Source organism: Nevskia ramosa DSM 11499 (assembly GCF_000420645.1).
Lineage (GTDB): Bacteria > Pseudomonadota > Gammaproteobacteria > Nevskiales > Nevskiaceae > Nevskia > Nevskia ramosa.
In genome coordinates this window covers 1160120-1176217 of sequence record NZ_ATVI01000005.1, presented here as the reverse complement: position 1 = coordinate 1176217, position 16098 = coordinate 1160120, and the positions used below count along the sequence as shown (strand labels likewise).

The 16098-nt window shown below is 64.9% G+C and carries 18 protein-coding genes; 9 read left to right on the top strand and 9 right to left on the bottom strand.

The window, feature by feature from the left end; all coding sequences use genetic code 11:
- Window positions 1-74 precede the first annotated feature (74 nt).
- From G513_RS21640 to G513_RS0105950, 4 genes are read left to right on the top strand one after another with little or no spacing between them, the layout of a single operon-like run.
- Window positions 75-845: a GntR family transcriptional regulator gene (locus G513_RS21640; RefSeq protein WP_022975914.1), complete on the top strand. Its 771-nt coding sequence runs from the start codon at window positions 75-77 to the stop codon at window positions 843-845.
- Window positions 835-1782, top strand: coding sequence for an allantoinase PuuE (puuE, locus tag G513_RS0105960; protein WP_022975913.1), 948 nt, complete (start codon window positions 835-837; stop codon window positions 1780-1782). Before G513_RS21640 ends, puuE begins: the two co-directional genes overlap by 11 nt.
- Window positions 1779-3515, top strand: a complete 1737-nt coding sequence (locus G513_RS0105955) for an allantoate amidohydrolase (protein WP_022975912.1) — start codon at window positions 1779-1781, stop codon at window positions 3513-3515. Before puuE ends, G513_RS0105955 begins: the two co-directional genes overlap by 4 nt.
- On the top strand, window positions 3512-4774 hold the full coding sequence (locus G513_RS0105950; protein ID WP_022975911.1) for a M20/M25/M40 family metallo-hydrolase: 1263 nt from the start codon (window positions 3512-3514) through the stop codon (window positions 4772-4774). The genes G513_RS0105955 and G513_RS0105950 overlap by 4 nt, the downstream gene beginning before the upstream one ends.
- An 8-nt stretch (window positions 4775-4782) precedes the next feature.
- Here G513_RS0105950 and tmk read toward each other — a convergent pair whose 3' ends face one another.
- The 9 genes from tmk to rrtA all read right to left on the bottom strand — a co-directional run bounded on the left by tmk (window position 4783) and on the right by rrtA (window position 12809).
- The gene (tmk, locus tag G513_RS0105945; protein ID WP_022975910.1) at window positions 4783-5433 is read right to left on the bottom strand and encodes a dTMP kinase; all 651 of its coding nucleotides are present in this window, start codon (window positions 5431-5433) and stop codon (window positions 4783-4785) included.
- Window positions 5430-6506, bottom strand: a complete 1077-nt coding sequence (mltG, locus tag G513_RS0105940) for an endolytic transglycosylase MltG (protein ID WP_022975909.1) — start codon at window positions 6504-6506, stop codon at window positions 5430-5432. The genes tmk and mltG overlap by 4 nt, the downstream gene beginning before the upstream one ends.
- Window positions 6506-7342 carry an aminodeoxychorismate lyase gene (gene pabC / locus G513_RS0105935; RefSeq protein ID WP_022975908.1) on the bottom strand — a complete coding sequence of 279 codons (837 nt, stop codon included), beginning with the start codon at window positions 7340-7342 and terminating at the stop codon, window positions 6506-6508. Before pabC ends, mltG begins: the two co-directional genes overlap by 1 nt.
- The gene (locus tag G513_RS0105930) at window positions 7339-8649 is read right to left on the bottom strand and encodes an aminodeoxychorismate synthase component I (protein ID WP_028475190.1); all 1311 of its coding nucleotides are present in this window, start codon (window positions 8647-8649) and stop codon (window positions 7339-7341) included. The genes pabC and G513_RS0105930 overlap by 4 nt, the downstream gene beginning before the upstream one ends.
- 59 nt (window positions 8650-8708) lie before the next feature.
- Window positions 8709-9950: a beta-ketoacyl-ACP synthase II gene (gene fabF, locus G513_RS0105925; protein ID WP_022975906.1), complete on the bottom strand. Its 1242-nt coding sequence runs from the start codon at window positions 9948-9950 to the stop codon at window positions 8709-8711.
- Window positions 9951-9999: 49 nt separating this feature from the next.
- Window positions 10000-10245 carry an acyl carrier protein gene (acpP, locus tag G513_RS0105920; protein WP_022975905.1) on the bottom strand — a complete coding sequence of 82 codons (246 nt, stop codon included), beginning with the start codon at window positions 10243-10245 and terminating at the stop codon, window positions 10000-10002.
- 109 nt (window positions 10246-10354) lie between these two features.
- Complete coding sequence (gene fabG / locus G513_RS0105915; protein WP_022975904.1) at window positions 10355-11125, bottom strand: 3-oxoacyl-ACP reductase FabG; 771 nt, start codon at window positions 11123-11125, stop codon at window positions 10355-10357.
- Window positions 11126-11135: 10 nt separating this feature from the next.
- A complete protein-coding gene (gene fabD, locus G513_RS0105910) occupies window positions 11136-12083 on the bottom strand; it encodes an ACP S-malonyltransferase (RefSeq protein WP_022975903.1) in 948 nt (315 codons plus the stop codon).
- Window positions 12084-12137: 54 nt separating this feature from the next.
- The gene (rrtA, locus tag G513_RS21635; RefSeq protein WP_084711363.1) at window positions 12138-12809 is read right to left on the bottom strand and encodes a rhombosortase; all 672 of its coding nucleotides are present in this window, start codon (window positions 12807-12809) and stop codon (window positions 12138-12140) included.
- Between rrtA and gspG the strand changes: the two genes are divergently transcribed.
- The 5 genes from gspG to gspK are packed head-to-tail and all read left to right on the top strand — an operon-like array spanning window position 12808 to window position 16073.
- Window positions 12808-13254, top strand: coding sequence for a type II secretion system major pseudopilin GspG (gspG, locus tag G513_RS0105900; RefSeq protein WP_022975901.1), 447 nt, complete (start codon window positions 12808-12810; stop codon window positions 13252-13254). The genes rrtA and gspG overlap by 2 nt on opposite strands.
- Window positions 13251-13892: a type II secretion system minor pseudopilin GspH gene (gspH, locus tag G513_RS0105895; RefSeq protein ID WP_022975900.1), complete on the top strand. Its 642-nt coding sequence runs from the start codon at window positions 13251-13253 to the stop codon at window positions 13890-13892. The genes gspG and gspH overlap by 4 nt, the downstream gene beginning before the upstream one ends.
- Window positions 13889-14284 carry a type II secretion system minor pseudopilin GspI gene (gene gspI, locus G513_RS0105890; protein ID WP_022975899.1) on the top strand — a complete coding sequence of 132 codons (396 nt, stop codon included), beginning with the start codon at window positions 13889-13891 and terminating at the stop codon, window positions 14282-14284. The genes gspH and gspI overlap by 4 nt, the downstream gene beginning before the upstream one ends.
- Window positions 14281-15096 carry a type II secretion system minor pseudopilin GspJ gene (gene gspJ, locus G513_RS21630; protein ID WP_084711362.1) on the top strand — a complete coding sequence of 272 codons (816 nt, stop codon included), beginning with the start codon at window positions 14281-14283 and terminating at the stop codon, window positions 15094-15096. Before gspI ends, gspJ begins: the two co-directional genes overlap by 4 nt.
- Window positions 15093-16073, top strand: coding sequence for a type II secretion system minor pseudopilin GspK (gene gspK, locus G513_RS21625; protein ID WP_084711361.1), 981 nt, complete (start codon window positions 15093-15095; stop codon window positions 16071-16073). Before gspJ ends, gspK begins: the two co-directional genes overlap by 4 nt.
- Window positions 16074-16098 lie beyond the last annotated feature (25 nt).

Below are 16098 nucleotides of genomic sequence, written 5' to 3'. Positions count from 1 at the left end.
TTTTCGTGTACAAAAGCGGTGCTCGCCTGCGATCGAGAATCACGCTGAAACAGTCCCGGAAGCTGCCGAACGACATGCCCAGATCAGTCTCTTCAATCGACGCGCCATCAAGGATCAAAGCGGCACGCAAGGCGACGACCACGACGGCCGCAACTGCCGAACCTGGTGCCGCCGCAGGCTCCGGCATCGAGAAGGCCTACGAGCGCATCTGGGGCGCGATCATGGATCACTCGCTGCCGCCCGGCACGCGGCTGATCGAGGACAAGCTCTGCGAGATCTTCGGCATCGGCCGCACCCGCATCCGCCAGGTGCTGCAGCGGCTGGCGCACGAGCAGGTGGTGACCCTGATGCCGAACCGCGGCGCCATCGTTTCCCAGCCGACGGTCCAGGAAGCGCGGGATATCTTCGAAGCGCGTGGCGTGCTCGAAGCCGGCATCGTCGCCCGCTTCATCCAGCGCGCCACCCGTGCCGACGTCCGCCGTATCCGCGAGCATCTGGCGCGGGAAAAGCTGGCCTGGCGTGACAACGATCGCCGCACGATGCTGAAGCTGTCCGGCGACTTCCATCTGATCATTGCCGAGATCGCCGGCAACGCGACGATGACTCGCCTGCTGCGCGAACTGGTGTCGCGCTCGTCACTGATCATCGCGGTGTATCAGCAGCCCGGCGCCTCGTCCTGCCCGCCGGACGAGCATCAGGCGCTGTGCACGGCACTGGAGCGTGGCGACACGGCAGCAATCGAGCTGATGCAGGCGCATCTGTGCCATGTGCTCGAAGACCTGAACCTGGTCGAGCACCGCGATGACGGCATCGACCTGAAGGCTGTGTTCGCCGATGTCGCCTGAGACCTACGATCGCGACCTGATCGGCTACGGCCGACAGTCGCCGCATCCGCGCTGGCCGGGCGGCGCGAGGGTGGCGCTGCAGTTCGTGCTCAATCACGAGGAAGGTGGCGAGAACAATGTGCTGCACGGCGACGCCGGCTCGGAGACTTTCCTGTCCGAGATCATCGGTGCTGCCTCGTTTCCGATGCGCCACATGAGCATGGAATCGATCTACGAATACGGCTCGCGCGCCGGTCTGTGGCGGGTGCTGCGCGCCTTCGAATCGCGCAGCCTTCCGTTGACCGTGTTCGGCGTCGCGATGGCTTTGCAGCGGCATCCGGAAGCACTTTCGGCTTATCGCGAACTTGGCCACGAGATCGCCTGCCACGGCCTGCGCTGGATCAGCTATCAGGGCATCGATGAAGCCACAGAGCGCGCGCACATGGCCGAGGCCGTGGCGATCCAGCGCGAGCTGACCGGCTCTGCCCCGCTCGGCTGGTACACCGGCCGCGACAGCCCGAACACGCGGCGTCTGGTGGTCGAGCATGGCGGCTTCGTCTACGACGCCGATTCCTATGCCGACGATCTGCCGTACTGGACCGAAGTCGCCGTCGACGGCCGCGCAGCTCGCGTGGCGCATCTGGTGGTGCCCTACACGCTCGATACCAATGACATGCGCTTCGCGGCGATGCAGGGCTTCAACTCAGGCACCCAGTTCTTCGACTATCTGAAGGACGCCTTCGACGTGCTTTATCGCGAAGGCGATCCGGCCGGGCTCGACGCGCCGAAGATGCTGTCGATCGGCCTGCACGCGCGGCTGATTGGCCGGCCGGCGCGCATCGCCGCGCTCGAACGTTTTCTCGACTATGTCCTTCAGCACGACAAGGTCTGGATCACCCGGCGCATCGACATCGCCCGGCACTGGATCGCGACGCATCCGCATGAGGCGCAGCCATGATCACGCTTGCGGAACTAAATGCGGCAAGCACCGACGCGTTCGTCGCTGCCCTCGCCGGCATCTTCGAGCATTCGCCCTGGGTTGCCGAAGCGGTGCTGCCGCTGCGGCCGTTCACCTCGCGACTGCAACTGCATGGCGCGATGTGCGCGGCGGTCGACGCTGCGGGTATCGACGCGCAACTGAAGCTGATCCGCGCCCATCCCGAGCTCGCCGGCCGCGCCGCGGTACGCAAGGAACTGACGGCCGAGTCGACGCGCGAACAGCAGGGCGCCGGGCTCGATGCCTGCACGCCGGGCGAGTTCGCCACCTTGCAGACTTTGAACGACGCCTACAACGCCAAGTTCGGCTTTCCCTTCGTGCTCGCCGTGCGCGGCCACAACCGCAGCTCGGTGATCGCCGCGTTCATGCAGCGCCTCGATCACGACCTCGACACCGAGTGCAGGGCAGCGCTGCAACAGATCGATCGCATCGCCGGCTTCCGGCTTTACGACAGCGTGTCCTCTACGGCCGGCAGCGAAATCCTGGCGATGCTCGATCGCCTCGCCGAATTCAGCGAGCAGGCCGATGGCCTGACCTGTTCCTATCTGAGCCCGGCCCATCGCCAGACCGCCGCGCTGATCCGCGACTGGATGCTGGCGGCCGGGCTGAGTGTGGAGGTCGACGCCGTCGGCAATGTCGTCGGTCGGCTGCACAGCGAGCAGCCCGACGCCAAGACCCTGCTGACCGGCTCGCATTACGACACCGTCGTCGATGGCGGCAAGTACGACGGTCGGCTCGGCATCGTGCTGCCGATCCTGGTCGCGCTGGACCTGCGCCAGCGTGGCCTGAAGCTGCCGTATGCGCTGGAGATCATCGCCTTCAGCGAAGAGGAAGGCGTGCGCTACAAGTCGACCTTCCTCGGCAGCGGCGCGGTGGTTGGTCAGTTCGATCTGCAGCTGCTCGATGCCGTCGACGGTAATGGCATCACCATGCGCGCGGCGATGCTGGAGGCGGGCTTCGATCCCGGGCAGATTCCGGCGATCGCTCGCGATCCGGCGAAGCTGCTCGGCTACGTCGAAGTCCATATCGAACAGGGCCCGGTGCTGCTCGATGAAGACCAGGCGCTCGGCGTGGTCACCTCGATCGCCGGCAGCCATCGCTACACCGGCAGCATCACCGGCCTGGCCGGCCATTCCGGCACCGTGCCGATGCACTTGCGTCGCGATGCTGCGGCAGCCGCGGCGGAGCTGATTCTTTACGTCGAGCGGCGTTGCGGTGGCGTGCCCGGTCTGGTCGGTACCGTCGGCCGTCTCGAAGTGCCGGGCGGCGCGATCAACGTCATTCCCGGCCGCTGCAGCTTCAGCCTCGACATCCGCGCTGCTGATGATCTGCTGCGCGATGCAGCGGTGGTCGACGTGCTCGCCGAGATCGATGCGATCGCCGAACGGCGCAAGGTCGACATCGTGCTGACTCAGGTCATGGCCGCCGGCTGTGCACCCTGTGCGCCGAGCTTGCAGGCACAGTGGGCGGCAAGCATCCGTCGCGTCACCGGCAACCCGGCGCCGCGTCATCTGCCCAGCGGCGCTGGCCACGATGCGATGAAGATTGCCGCGATCACCGACATCGGCATGCTGTTCGTTCGCTGCGGCAACGGCGGCATCAGCCACAACCCGGCGGAAACCATGACTGCCGACGATGCCGACATCGCCGCACGCGTATTCACCGACTTTCTCTCGAGCTATCCCGCGACATGACCGATTCATTCCACGACGCCATTGCCCGCGAAGTCGATGCCGATTTCGCCGCGGCCTGTGCCTTCCTTGCCGAACTGGTCAAGGTGCCGACCGACAATCCGCCCGGCGATTGCGCGGCCCATGGCGCCAGGGCCAAGAGCCTGCTTGAAAGGCTTGGTCTGGAAGTCGAAGCCCATCCTGTGCCGGAAGACGAAGCGCGAGCCGTCGGCATGATCTCGGCGACCAATCTGATCGTCCGTCAGCGCTTCGGCGGCGGCGATGGTCCGACGATCGCATTGAACGCGCATGGCGATGTCGTGCCGCCCGGTCAGGGCTGGACGCAGGATCCTTACGGCGCGGTGGTGATCGACGATCCGGTGCATGGTGCTGAGATGGTCGGCCGCGGTGTGGCGGTCAGCAAATCGGATTTCGCGACCTACACTTTCGCGCTGCTGGCGCTGCGCAAGCTTGCGGCAGCCGGATTGAAGCTCGACGGCAGCATCGAACTGCACTTCACCTACGACGAGGAAGTCGGCGGCGACATCGGCCCACGCTGGCTGCTGGAACAGGGCCTTAGCAAGCCGGACTACGCGCTCAGCGCCGGCTTTTCCTACGCCGTGACCACCGCGCACAACGGCTGCCTGCATCTGGAAGTGACGGTGCGCGGCAAGCAGGGCCATGCGGCGATGCCGGAATCCGGCGTCGATGCGCTCGCCGCCGCGACCACCATCCTCAGCGCGCTGTACGCCTCGCGCGCCGAGCTGGCCAAACGCTCTTCGAGCACTTACGGCATCAACAGCCCGACCCTGAACGTCGGCTTGATCGAAGGCGGCATCAACACCAATGTGGTGCCGGACCGGGTCACGTTTCGCATTGACCGGCGAATGATTCCGGAAGAGATTCCGGCGCAGGCCGAAGCTGAACTGCGAGCGCTGATTGAAAGCACGGCGGCAAGCCTGCCCGGCATCCGCATCGAGATTCGCTGCGTGCTGCTGGCGCTGCCGCTGGTCAAGCTGCCGGGTGCCGAACGGCTGACCGAATCGCTGCAGAAACACGGCGAGCATTACTTCGGCACCGCGATCGCCGAACACGGCGTGCCGCTGTACACCGATGCCCGCCACTACACGGCGGCCGGCATTCCCACCGTGCTCTACGGTGCCGGCCCTCGCACCCTGGGCGAAGCCAATGGCCATGCTGCGGACGAGAAGCTGCGGCTGAACGATCTGCGCCGGGCGACGGCGACGGTGGCCAGCATGCTGGCGGAGCTGCTGGCCGCGTAGACCTCGACTCAGGCTGCGGAGCGCTTCCCGAGTAGTCCGGCCAGGCGAGTTTGAACGTCGGCAATGACTTCGGCGATCACTCGACTGGCATCGACGACGGCCCAGTGCTTCGGGTCATCGGCGGCCTGGGCAAGGAAGCTGGCGCGGACGCGCTCGTGAAAACTCAGATCAAGCCGCTCGAACAGATCTTCGCTGGAGTTCTGCTCGGCCAGCCGTTTCAGGCTGCGCTTCAGGCCGATGGCCGGTGGTACGTCGAGCAGGATGGTCAGGTCGGCGGTGACCTCGGCGGCGGCGATCTTCTGCAGATCGAGAATGACGCTGGACGAAAGCCCGCGGCCGCCGCCCTGATAGGCGATCGTCGAGCCGACGAAGCGGTCGCAGAGCACGATACGGCCGGCTGCCAGCGCCGGGCGGATCAGGCGGCCGACGTGCTGGGCGCGGTCGGCCATCATCAGCAGCAGCTCGGCGGTCGGCTCCCAGTCCGCGCCGCTCTGCACCAGCGCCGAGCGTATGACCTGGCCCTCGGGAGTGCCGCCCGGTGCCCGGGTGCACAGCGGTTCTATGCCCTGGGCCTGCAGCCATTCGGCGATCGCCGACAGCACTGAACCCTTCCCGGCACCCTCGCCGCCTTCGAGCACGATGAGAAGTCCACGGCTCACTGCGCGGCTCCGCGGCCACCCAGCTGATAGCGGCGCACCGCTTCATTGTGTTCGGTCAGGGTCGCCGAGAACTGATGGCTGCCATCGCCCTTGCCGACGAAATACAGCGCGCTGCCAGCGGCCGGGTGCATCGCGGCGTGCACCGAGGCGCGGCCCGGCAGGCAGATCGGCGTCGGTGGCAGACCGTCGCGGGTGTAGGTGTTGTACGGCGTGTCGGCGAGCAGGTCGCGACTGTGGATGTTGCCGTCGTAGGCGCTGCCGATGCCGTAGATCACGGTCGGATCGGTCTGCAGGCGCATGCCGATCTGCAGGCGGCGAACGAAGACCCCGGCAATCTGTTCGCGCTCCGCGGCCACGCCGGTCTCCTTCTCGATGATCGAGGCCATGATCAGCGCCTGTTCGGGACCATCGTACGGCAGGGTTGGATCACGGCCAGCCCATTCTTCGGCCAGCACCTGCTCCTGCGCGGCGACGGCCTTGCGCAGGAACGCGACATCGCTCATGCCCTTGCTGAACCGGTAGGTGTCCGGGAACAGGCGCCCCTCGGCTGACTTGCCGGGCTGGCCGAGCGCGGTCATCAGACCGGCGTCGTCAAGGTCTGGCGCCAGGGTCTGGGTCAGCACCGGCGATTCACGCACTTTCTTCAGCGCATCGGCGAAACGCCAGCCTTCGATCAGCTGCAGTTCGTGCAGCACGGTCTTGCCGGACACCCACAGCGCCAGCAGGCTGCGCGGCGTCATCGTCGGTTCGATCCGGTACTCGCCGGCCTTGACCATAGCGGCACGGCCATCGATTCTCGCCAGCAGGCCGAGATAGATCGCCTGGCGATGCGCCGAGAAAACGCCCTGCTCGTTGGCCTTGGCGAGGATCTTCGGCAGGCTGCTGCCGGCTTCGATATCGAAATTGCGCGGTTCGCTCAAGCCCAGCGGCGCATCGAGCTGCTGGTGGCCGTCGAACAGCAGCACAATACCGGCCAGCACCGAGGTCAGCATCAGGGTGAGCAGGCGCCGGAACATCCGGCCCAGCCAGCTGCGCTTCGGTTTGGCTTTTTTTGGCTTCTTTGGCGTGCTCATCAAACTCCTCGGAATGGATGGGCCAATGGATGGACAAGGGCTGTCTGCAGGCGATGGGTGATCGGTCTTATTGCCGAATAGGGATGATCGTCCAGACGCCGCAAGGGCCAGATGCCGACCAGGCTGTTGCAGACGAAAGCTTCATCGGCCGATTGCAGTGCCGTCCAGGGCTGGCCGGCAATCTGGCAATCGATGCCGAGCTGTCCGGCCAATACCAGCACCTGGCTGCGCGTGACGCCGGCCACGCCGCAGCGGTCGAGCGCTGGCGTGTACAGGCATCCCTTGCTGACCCAGAACAGGTTGCTGCGCGTGCCGCAGACGGGATTGCCGCGCTCGTCGGCCAGCAAGGCTTCATCGACATCGGCGGGCCAATCACGGCTGGCCAGCACCTGTTCGAGCCGGTTCAGATGCTTGATGCCGGCGAGCAACGGCTGAGTCGCCATCGTCACCGGCGAGCGAATGGCGGCGATGCCATCGATCGCATGGTTAGCCGGCCAGCTGGGCGGCGGATAGACGAACAGCAGGCGATCGGCCTGCGTGGTCTGCGGCCGATAGCCGCGCCCCGCGCCAGCGCGCAGCAGCAGCAGCTTGATCGTGGCGTCGCCGAACGAGGCGATCGCCGCGAGTTCGTCACGCAGCAGCTGCTGCGAACTTTCGAGGCCGAGCACGGCGGCATCGGCGGCCAGCTTGTCGACCTGCGCATCGAGCGCGACGATCTTGCCGCCCTGCATCAGCATCGTGCGGAACACGCCGTCGCCGTAATGCAGGCCGCGGCTGCTGGCGGGAATCGTATCGACGGCCTCGCCGTTCCAGCGGATGCAGCGCGCCGCAGTCATGCCGACGTTCCGAGCGCCAGCAGCAGGCCGCGCGCCTTGGCGCGGGTCTCGGCGAGTTCGGCCAGCGGCTTCGAGTCGGCGACGATGCCGGCGCCGGCGCGAAAGCTGACCGTGTCGCCCTCGCAGACCAGGGTGCGGATCAGGATGTTGGTGTCGAGCCGGCCGCAGCGGGACAGATAACCCATCGCGCCGGTATACGGGCCGCGGCCCTCGCCTTCGAGTTCGGCGATCACTTCCATCGCCCGGACTTTCGGCGCGCCGGTGATGGTGCCGCCGGGGAACACCGCGCGCAGCGCTGCACCGGGGCCGACGCCGTCCCGCAGCCGGCCACGGACGTTGGAGACGATGTGATGGACGTGAGCGTAGCTCTCGACCGTCATCAGCTCGCTGACCTCGACGGTGCCGGGCACCGCGATGCGACCGAGATCATTGCGTTCGAGATCGATCAGCATCACGTGCTCGGCGCGTTCCTTGAGGCTGGCGATCAGGCGCTCGCGATCGCGCTCGTCTTCAGCGCGATCGCGGGCATGGGTGCCGGCGATCGGCCGCGTCTGCGCCATGCCGCCGGACAGTTCGATCAGCCGTTCCGGTGATGAGCTGAGCACGGTGCTGCCGCGCCAGGACGCGAGCCCGGCGAACGGCGCTGGATTGGCGCGCCGCAGACGCTCGTACAGCGCTGTCGCATCGACCGGTTCACCGTAACGCGCCGTCCAGCGCCGCGACAGATTGACTTGGAAGACATCGCCGGCATCGAGGTAGTCGAGGATGCGCGAGACGCCGCCGAGGAAGCGCGACTCGTCGTCCTCGATGATCGTCAACGGCGTCTGCTCGACTGGCGCCGCGCTCGAAAACATCGTCGCCGCGCAATCCTGTTCCATCTGCCTGATCGCCGCGATCGAGCTTTCGCTCAAGCCCAGCACGGTGTCGGCAACCCGGTCGACGATGATCGCGCCGGAGCAGCGCACGGCCAGCGCATCCGGCAATCGATACGGCGACAGCGGCAGGCGCAGCCGGGGCTCTACCCAGCGCACCGCTTCGTAACCGGCGAGCAGGAACCAGCCACCGACGAAGGGCAAACCATGATCGTCTGTTCTGCTCAGCGAAGCGGCTGCGTCGTCGAGCGCGGCGAAGAAATCGGCATCACCGGCCCTTGCCTCGATCGCATCTTCAGGAAACGCGAACAGCAGATCGTAGCGGCCGGCCTGGGGATGGCTGGCCACGGACTGCAGCAGAAAGGGATAACGCTCGGGAAACCGGCGATGCAAAGCCAGCAGATCCACTGAAGCGGGCAATGCGCAGTGGAGCATCGGTCTCAATCAAGCCATTGCGGCAAGGCGTTCCGGCCGCAAGCGCGACCGGATGCCGTTCAGATGCGACGGAATACCAGCGAGCCGTTGGTGCCGCCGAAGCCGAAGGAGTTGGATATCGCGATGTCGATCTTCCGCTCGCGTGCCTTGTGCGGCGTGTAATCGAGGTCGCAGCCTTCGTCCGGGTTATCCAGATTGATCGTTGGCGGCGCGATGTTGTCGCGGATCGCCAGCACCGAAAAGATCGCTTCGATGCCACCAGCCGCGCCGAGCAGATGCCCGGTCATCGACTTGGTGCCGCTGATCGCGACCTTGTAGGCGTGCTCGCCCAGTGCCGATTTGATCGCATCGCTTTCGGCGACATCACCCAGCGGGGTCGATGTGGCGTGAGCGTTGACGTGATCGATGTCCGTGGCGTTGATGCCGGCGTCCTTGATCGCGTTGACCATGCAGCGCGCAACTTGTGGCGCACCCGGTACCGGCTGGGTGATGTGGAACGCGTCGCTGGTCAGGCCGAAGCCGATCAGCTCTGCATAAATCTGCGCGCCACGCGCCTTGGCGTGTTCGTACTCTTCGAGCACCATCACGCCGGCACCATCGCCGAGCACGAAACCGTCACGATCGCGATCCCAGGGCCGGCTGGCCGTGGTTGGCGAATCGTTGCGGGTGGACAAGGCTCTGGAGGCGCAGAAGCCAGCGACACCGGCCGGAGCCGAGCCTGCTTCCGCACCGCCGGCGATGACGACATCGGCATCGCCATAAACGATCATCCGATGTGCCATGCCGATTGAATGCGTGCCGGTCGTACAGGCCGAGACGATGCCGAAGCTCGGCCCGTTCAGACCCAGTTCGATCGAGATCGCGCCGGACACCATGTTGATGATGCAACCGGCGACGAAGAACGGCGAAACCTTCTTCACGCCGCCCGGACCATTGAGCAGCGTGCACTGCTCCTCGATGGTGCCGATGCCGCCGATACCGGAGCCGACGATCACCGCGATGCGCTCGCGGTTGGCATCGGTGATTTCCAGTCCGGCGTCGATCACCGCCATCTTCGCCGCGCCGACACCGTAATGAATGAACGGGTCGTTGCGACGAACTTCCTTGGGGCCCACCCACTTCAGCACATCGAACCCCTCGACCAGCCCGGCAAACCGCGTCGGGTAGGTCGAAACGTCATAGGCCGTCATCGGCTTGATGCCGCTGTATCCGGCAAGCAGATTCGACCAGGCAGTGGGGATATCAGAGCCGACCGGCGAGACGATACCGAGGCCGGTGACGACTACGCGACGTCGCGTCATGAGTCGTTAGCAGATTGGGATGAAAGGAAGGTGAGGCTACGCAGGCTGATCAGGAAGCCTGGTTGGTGTGCGACTTGATGTAGCTCAGCACGTCACGGAAGGTGACGATCTTTTCGGCTTCTTCGTCCGGGATGTCGATCTCGAACTCTTCTTCGAGTGCCATCACGAGTTCGACGGTGTCGAGAGAGTCGGCGCCGAGATCTTCAACGAACGAGGCCTCCGGGGTGATCTGGTCTTCAGCCACGGAAAGCTGTTCGGCAATGATCTTTTTGACTTTTTCTTCAAGACTGCTCATCTGGACTCCCTCGGAGTTATGGGGCTAAAAGCGGCGCTAGTGTAAGAGATTCATGCAGCCTGCTGCCAGCCAATCGGGTGCAGGCATTGCAAGTGTTTGGTAATGCTTTTCAGATCATATACATGCCACCGTTCACGTGGAGCGTTTCGCCAGTCACGTAAGCGGCATCAGAGGATGCCAGAAAGGCCACGGCAGCGGCGATATCGTTGACGGCACCGAGACGCTTGATCGCCACCTGCTCGATCAGTGCAGCGCGCTGCTCGTCCTTCAGGCCCTTGGTCATGTCGGTATCGATGAAGCCTGGTGCCACCACGTTGACGGTGATGCCGCGTGAACCGATCTCCCGGGCCAGCGATTTCGAGAAGCCGATCAGGCCAGCCTTGGCCGCAGCGTAGTTGGTCTGGCCGCCGTTGCCCATGGTGCCGACTACCGAGCCGATCGAGATGATGCGGCCGGAGCGCGCCTTCATCATGCCCGGCACCACGGCCTTGGACAGCCGGAAGACGCTGGACAGATCGGTGTCGATGACGTCACTCCAGTCGGCATCCTTCATCCGCAGCAGCAGGCCATCACGGGTGACGCCGGCGTTGTTGACCAGGATGGCCAGCGGCCCGAACTCCTTGATCGTGGCGCTGACCAGCGCATCGATCGCCGCCGGATCTCGGACATCGAGTACGCGGCCTGCCCCGCCCTGCGGCGCCAGATATTCCTCGATCTGGGCGGCACCGGCTTCCGAAGTGGCGGTACCGATGACCTTGACGCCTTCTGCAGTCAGACGCTCGGCAATGCCGCGGCCGATACCGCGCGTTGCGCCGGTGACCAGTGCCACGCTACCAGTGGCGAAACGACTCGAGGGGCTGCTTGATTGGGGGGTGCTCATGAAAACTCCGTTAGGGATTGAACGAGGCTTGCGCCAGCTGCAGACCTTCGGGATCGCCCAAGGCGATCGAAAGGCGGTTGCCGGAAGCGACGTCGACGATGCGCTTGTTGATCGTCGCTAGCACCTTGCCCGGGCCGCATTCGAACAGCGCGTGACAGTCCATCGCTTCGAGGTTGCGGATCGTCGTCACCCAGCGCACCGGCCGGAACAGTTGCTCGATCAGCGCGTTGCGGATGCCATCTGCATCGCTGCGTGGCTGGCCGTCGAGGTTGTGCAGCACCGGAATCGCCGGCGTGGCGATCGCCACCGTCTTCAGACGCTCGGCAAGCTGCTCGGCAGCGCCGCGCATCATCGAGCAATGCGAAGGCACCGACACCGGAATCGGCATCACCTTGCGGATGCCGAAGGTCTTGCTGTTCGCCACCAGCCAATCAACCGCGCCCTTGCTGCCGGCGACCACCACCTGTCCCGGGGCGTTGTAGTTGGCCGGCTCGAGGACGCCGTCGCCGTCGTAGGCTGCGCAGGCTTTCTCGACGATCTCGTCGTCGACGCCGATCACGGCCGCCATCGCGCCCACGCCCTGCGGCACGGCGGACTGCATCAGCTCGCCGCGCAGTTCGACCAGCTTCAGCGCGTCGGCGAACTGCAGGGCATCCGCCACCACCAGCGCCGAGTACTCGCCGAGGCTATGGCCGGCCAGTGCGGTCGGCGGTGGCAGGCAGAGGCTCTGCCAGAGCCGTGCCACGGCAACGCTGGCGGCTAGCAGCGCCGGCTGGGTGCGCTGGGTGCGGTTCAATTCTTCGGCCGGGCCGTTCTTGATCAGCGCGGCCAGGTCGTAACCGAGCGTGTCGGACGCTTCCGCAAAAGTGGCATCGATGATCGGGTGAGCCGCGGCGAGAGTGCCGAGCATCCCGACTTCCTGGGAGCCCTGGCCGGGAAACAGCAACGCGTATTTCATTCTTGTCCTGAGGTATCTGACGCTTCTGGGATCGTTCTGGTCTGCAGCGAATGGTCAGGCCGTTGCCGGACGCGCGGGCCGACGGAAGGCCCCGGTTGCCAGGCCATAGATCACGGCTGCAACCACCCCGTACAGATGCGATTCGGCGACGACCGAGCCGCCGATCAAAGTCTCTTCTGACTTCGGCGCGCCGATCACCATTTCCCACACGATACGCGCCGCAACGAAGCCCAGACAAGCCACTGCGAAACGATCACCTATAACGATCTGCCGGATGAAGCCGAAAACCAGCAATCCGTACGCAAGTCCCGACAGGCCCACGTAATTTTCCAGATTTGGAGTGAACAGATGTAGCCCGAAACAGACGCCAGTGCCGATCACCAGGATGCGCAGCAGCCACTCGCCCGGCCGGTTGCGTTCCGGGCACAAAAAGACCAGCAGCGCGAAGCTCAGCACATTGAAAAACCAGTGCCACCAGCCAAGGTGAACAAGGTTGCCGCTGAACAGCCGCCACCACTCGCCGGCGCCGACGGCGACACGGTCGTAACGGAGCGCTTCGATCACCGGCTCGCCACCGAGCATCAGCAGGCCGGACATCACCGACAGCAGCAGATACGGCAACCAGGCTGCAGGAGCCGGCCAAGCAGTCGTCGGGGAGGCCTCTGTTATCATTCTTGTCATCGTTCCTGCGGCATTATCAATGTCTTCAACCTTCTTGCGGATCATGAAAACACAGACTCAGAAGCGGGGCGCACGCGGTTTCACGCTGATCGAAATCATGGTCGTCGTCGTGATCATCGGCATCCTCGCCGCCATCGTCGCGCCGAATATCTTCGACCAGCCGGACAAGGCGCGTCAGGTCAAGGCCAAGCAGGACATCGCCGCGATCGAGACCGCGCTCAATCTCTACAAGCTCGACAACTTCAACTACCCGAGCACCCAGCAGGGGCTCGAAGCGCTGGTCGCACCTCCGCAGGGCGATCCTCCGGCCCGCAACTGGAAGCCGGGCGGCTATCTGAAATCGGTGCCGCGCGATCCCTGGCAGAACCCCTACCAGTACCTGAGCCCCGGCGTGAAGGGCGAGATCGACGTGTTCAGCCTCGGCAGCGACAACAAGCCCGGTGGCGACGGCTCGTCCAGCGACATCGGCAACTGGGCTCCGGCTCCGTGATCGAAGGCGCTGCGCGGGCGCTGCCCGCCAGCGCTGCCCCGCCGGTGTCGGCTTCATCGCGGCAGCGAGGTTTCACCTTGCTGGAGTTGATGGCGGTGATCGCGATCATCGGCGTCATCGTCACCTTCGTCAGCCTGTCGATCGGCAACCGTGCGATCGATGACCGGCTGGAAGCCGAATCGAAACGCGTCGAACAACTGCTGCGTCTGGCCGAGGACGAAGCCGACCTGAAAGGCATCGCCATCGGCCTGGTCTTCACGCCGGATGGTTATCGTTTCCTGATCGCCTCCTCGGCCTCGAAATGGGACGACTACGCCCAGAGCGGCAGCTTCCGCTCGCGGCCGTTGCTGCAGCCGTTCTATTCCGAGCTGCGCATCGAAGGACGGCTGATCCCGCCGATCCAGCCGAAGGAAGCCAGGAGCGGCAGCGACTCGAAATCCTCGGATGACGACGACAGGAAAGAAGACGAAGCGACCAAGCTCAAGCCCCAAGTGTTGCTGCTGCCCGGTGGCCAGATGACGCCGTTCACGCTTGATCTGAAAGCGCCGAACTACCCGGTATACATGCATATCGAAGGCGATCTGCTCGGCCGCATCACCCGCGAGCGGCGTACCGTCGAAAAAGCGGTGACCCGATGATCTCTCCGCGGCGCCAGCGCGGTTTCACCCTGATGGAAATGCTGGTCGCCGTCGGCGTGCTGGCGATCGCGCTCGGCGCCATCATCGGCAACGGCGCCCGTTTCGCGAGCAGCGCCGCCGGTTTGCGCGACAAGTCGCTGGCCTTGTTCGTCGCCCGCAACCGGATGACCGAAATCGAACTCGGCAAAGCCTGGCCGGCGCTCGGCAAGGCCAACGAGGATGTCGAACTCGGCGACATCAAATGGACCTGGCGAACCGAGGTCAAGGCCACCCAGGACCCGGGCCTGCGCCGCGTCGATATCAGCGTCGAGAAGAAGAGCGACAAGCGCCCCACGCCTTACATAACCTTGACCGGTTTCCTGTCCAACGTCGGCCGCGAGGCCACTCAGTGAGGTCCCAGCGGGGCTTCACCTTGCTGGAGCTGATCGTGGTGATCGGTATCTTCGGCGTGTTCGCGACCATGGCCTACGGCGGCCTGAACACGGTGCTGAGCGCGCGCGCCAAGATTGAAGACAACCTCAGCCGCACCGAGGAATACGACCGCGCCTACATTCGCCTGCGCACCGATTTCCAGAACGCGGCACCGCGTGGCGTGCGCGACAGCAGCGGCCAGGAACTGCCGCCGTTCGGTTTCGACAGCTTCGCGCAGCGCATCGAGTTCACGCGCGGCGGCTGGCAGAACCTACTGTCCTTGCCGCGTTCGACTCTGGAGCGGGTCAGCTACGGGCTGGAAGAGTCCGAGTACGTCGACAAGGCGCGCGGCGCGCGTTTCCAGGACAAGCGTCTGGTGCGACGCAGCTGGAACGTGCTCGATCGCGCGGCGCAGACCAAGCCGATCGAGGTGACGATGCTCGATCGCATCGAGGAAGCCGAATGGCGCTTCTACGATGCCAACGGCCAGAAGTCCGAAGCCTGGCCGTCCGCCAACGGCAATGCCGGGGTGCCGAATGCCCAGCAGCCACCGCCGACCGCCATCGAACTGACCTTGAAGACGCGGGACTGGGGCAAGCTGCGCTTGCTGTTCCGCGTCGGCGCCGAGGGCGCGTCGAAGATTGCCGAGCTGAGCAAGGCGCCGCCACCGCCGCCGCCCGGAAACACGTCGGGAGGCACCACCGCGGGCAAGGGCGGCGGCGTTAACAACAGCACGAGTGGCGGCACTACCGGTGGCACAAACGGTCCCGGCGGTCTCGACGCTACCGAATGAAGCGCCAGCTCTACCCACGCCGAAAACCCCAAGGCATCGCCCTGATCACCGCGATGTTCGTGGTCGCGCTGTCGACGATCGCCGCCGTCGCGATGTTCGAAAGCTCGAACATCGCGGTGCGGCGGGCCAGCAACCTGGTCGAATCGGAAACCGCGCTTTGGTACGCGGACGGCGTCGAGTCCTGGGTCAAGGGCATCCTCAAGCTGGATGCCAAGACCAACGAAATCGATTCGCTCGGCGATATCTGGGCGCGGCCGGTCGATTTCCTGCCGATCGACAACGGCAACTTGCGGGGCCGCGTCGAGGATCTGCAGGGCCGCTTCAACCTGAACAATCTGGCGACCAAAGACGTTGCCCAGCTGAAGGTCTATCTCGCGCAGTTCCAGCTGCTGCTCGATGCGATCGGCGGCGATGCCGCGATCAAGGCCACCGGCCTGGGCAGCGCGATCCGCGACTGGGTCGATGCCGACAACGAGCGCATTGATCTGAATGGTGCCGAGGACAACGAATATCAGGGGCTCGATCCGCCGTACCGCGCCGCCAACCGGCCGATGCTGAGCGCTTCCGAACTGCTGCAGGTGCGTGGCATGACACCAGCCTTGTACGCGGCGCTGAAACCGTTTGTCACGGCATTGCCAACCATTGGCACCAAGATCAACGTCAACACCGCCTCGCCGCAGGTACTGTCGACCTTGTCGAAGACCATTGATCGCGTGGCGATGATGAAATTCGTCGAAACGCGCCTGAAGGTCCCCGCCAAGACCCCGCAGGAAGTATTGAACGGTGGCGTCAACAGTTTCATCGGGCCGGACAACGATCTGAAGCCGGAAAACCAGATCGATGTGCGCACGCGCTACTTCCAACTACAGGCCGAAGTGTTCATTGGCAGCGGTCGAGTCTCGCTATACAGTGTCTATATCCGGCCCGAGGGTGGCGCAGATCCCGTCGTGATCGCCCACTCAACTGACGCCGACTGATCCCCACCCTACGCTCGCTGCCCGC

Bases quoted from the DNA above. Each gene is read 5' to 3' on its own strand.
- G513_RS21640 (WP_022975914.1), top strand. From the start codon at position 75: ATGCCCAGATCAGTCTCTTCAATCGACGCGCCATCAAGGATCAAAGCG.
- puuE (WP_022975913.1), top strand. From the start codon at position 835: ATGTCGCCTGAGACCTACGATCGCGACCTGATCGGCTACGGCCGACAG.
- G513_RS0105955 (WP_022975912.1), top strand. From the start codon at position 1,779: ATGATCACGCTTGCGGAACTAAATGCGGCAAGCACCGACGCGTTCGTC.
- G513_RS0105950 (WP_022975911.1), top strand. From the start codon at position 3,512: ATGACCGATTCATTCCACGACGCCATTGCCCGCGAAGTCGATGCCGAT.
- mltG (WP_022975909.1), bottom strand. From the start codon at position 6,506: ATGAGCACGCCAAAGAAGCCAAAAAAAGCCAAACCGAAGCGCAGCTGG.
- pabC (WP_022975908.1), bottom strand. From the start codon at position 7,342: ATGACTGCGGCGCGCTGCATCCGCTGGAACGGCGAGGCCGTCGATACG.
- G513_RS0105930 (WP_028475190.1), bottom strand. From the start codon at position 8,649: ATGCTCCACTGCGCATTGCCCGCTTCAGTGGATCTGCTGGCTTTGCAT.
- fabF (WP_022975906.1), bottom strand. From the start codon at position 9,950: ATGACGCGACGTCGCGTAGTCGTCACCGGCCTCGGTATCGTCTCGCCG.
- acpP (WP_022975905.1), bottom strand. From the start codon at position 10,245: ATGAGCAGTCTTGAAGAAAAAGTCAAAAAGATCATTGCCGAACAGCTT.
- fabG (WP_022975904.1), bottom strand. From the start codon at position 11,125: ATGAGCACCCCCCAATCAAGCAGCCCCTCGAGTCGTTTCGCCACTGGT.
- fabD (WP_022975903.1), bottom strand. From the start codon at position 12,083: ATGAAATACGCGTTGCTGTTTCCCGGCCAGGGCTCCCAGGAAGTCGGG.
- gspG (WP_022975901.1), top strand. From the start codon at position 12,808: ATGAAAACACAGACTCAGAAGCGGGGCGCACGCGGTTTCACGCTGATC.
- rrtA (WP_084711363.1), bottom strand. From the start codon at position 12,809: ATGATCCGCAAGAAGGTTGAAGACATTGATAATGCCGCAGGAACGATG.
- gspI (WP_022975899.1), top strand. From the start codon at position 13,889: ATGATCTCTCCGCGGCGCCAGCGCGGTTTCACCCTGATGGAAATGCTG.
- gspK (WP_084711361.1), top strand. From the start codon at position 15,093: ATGAAGCGCCAGCTCTACCCACGCCGAAAACCCCAAGGCATCGCCCTG.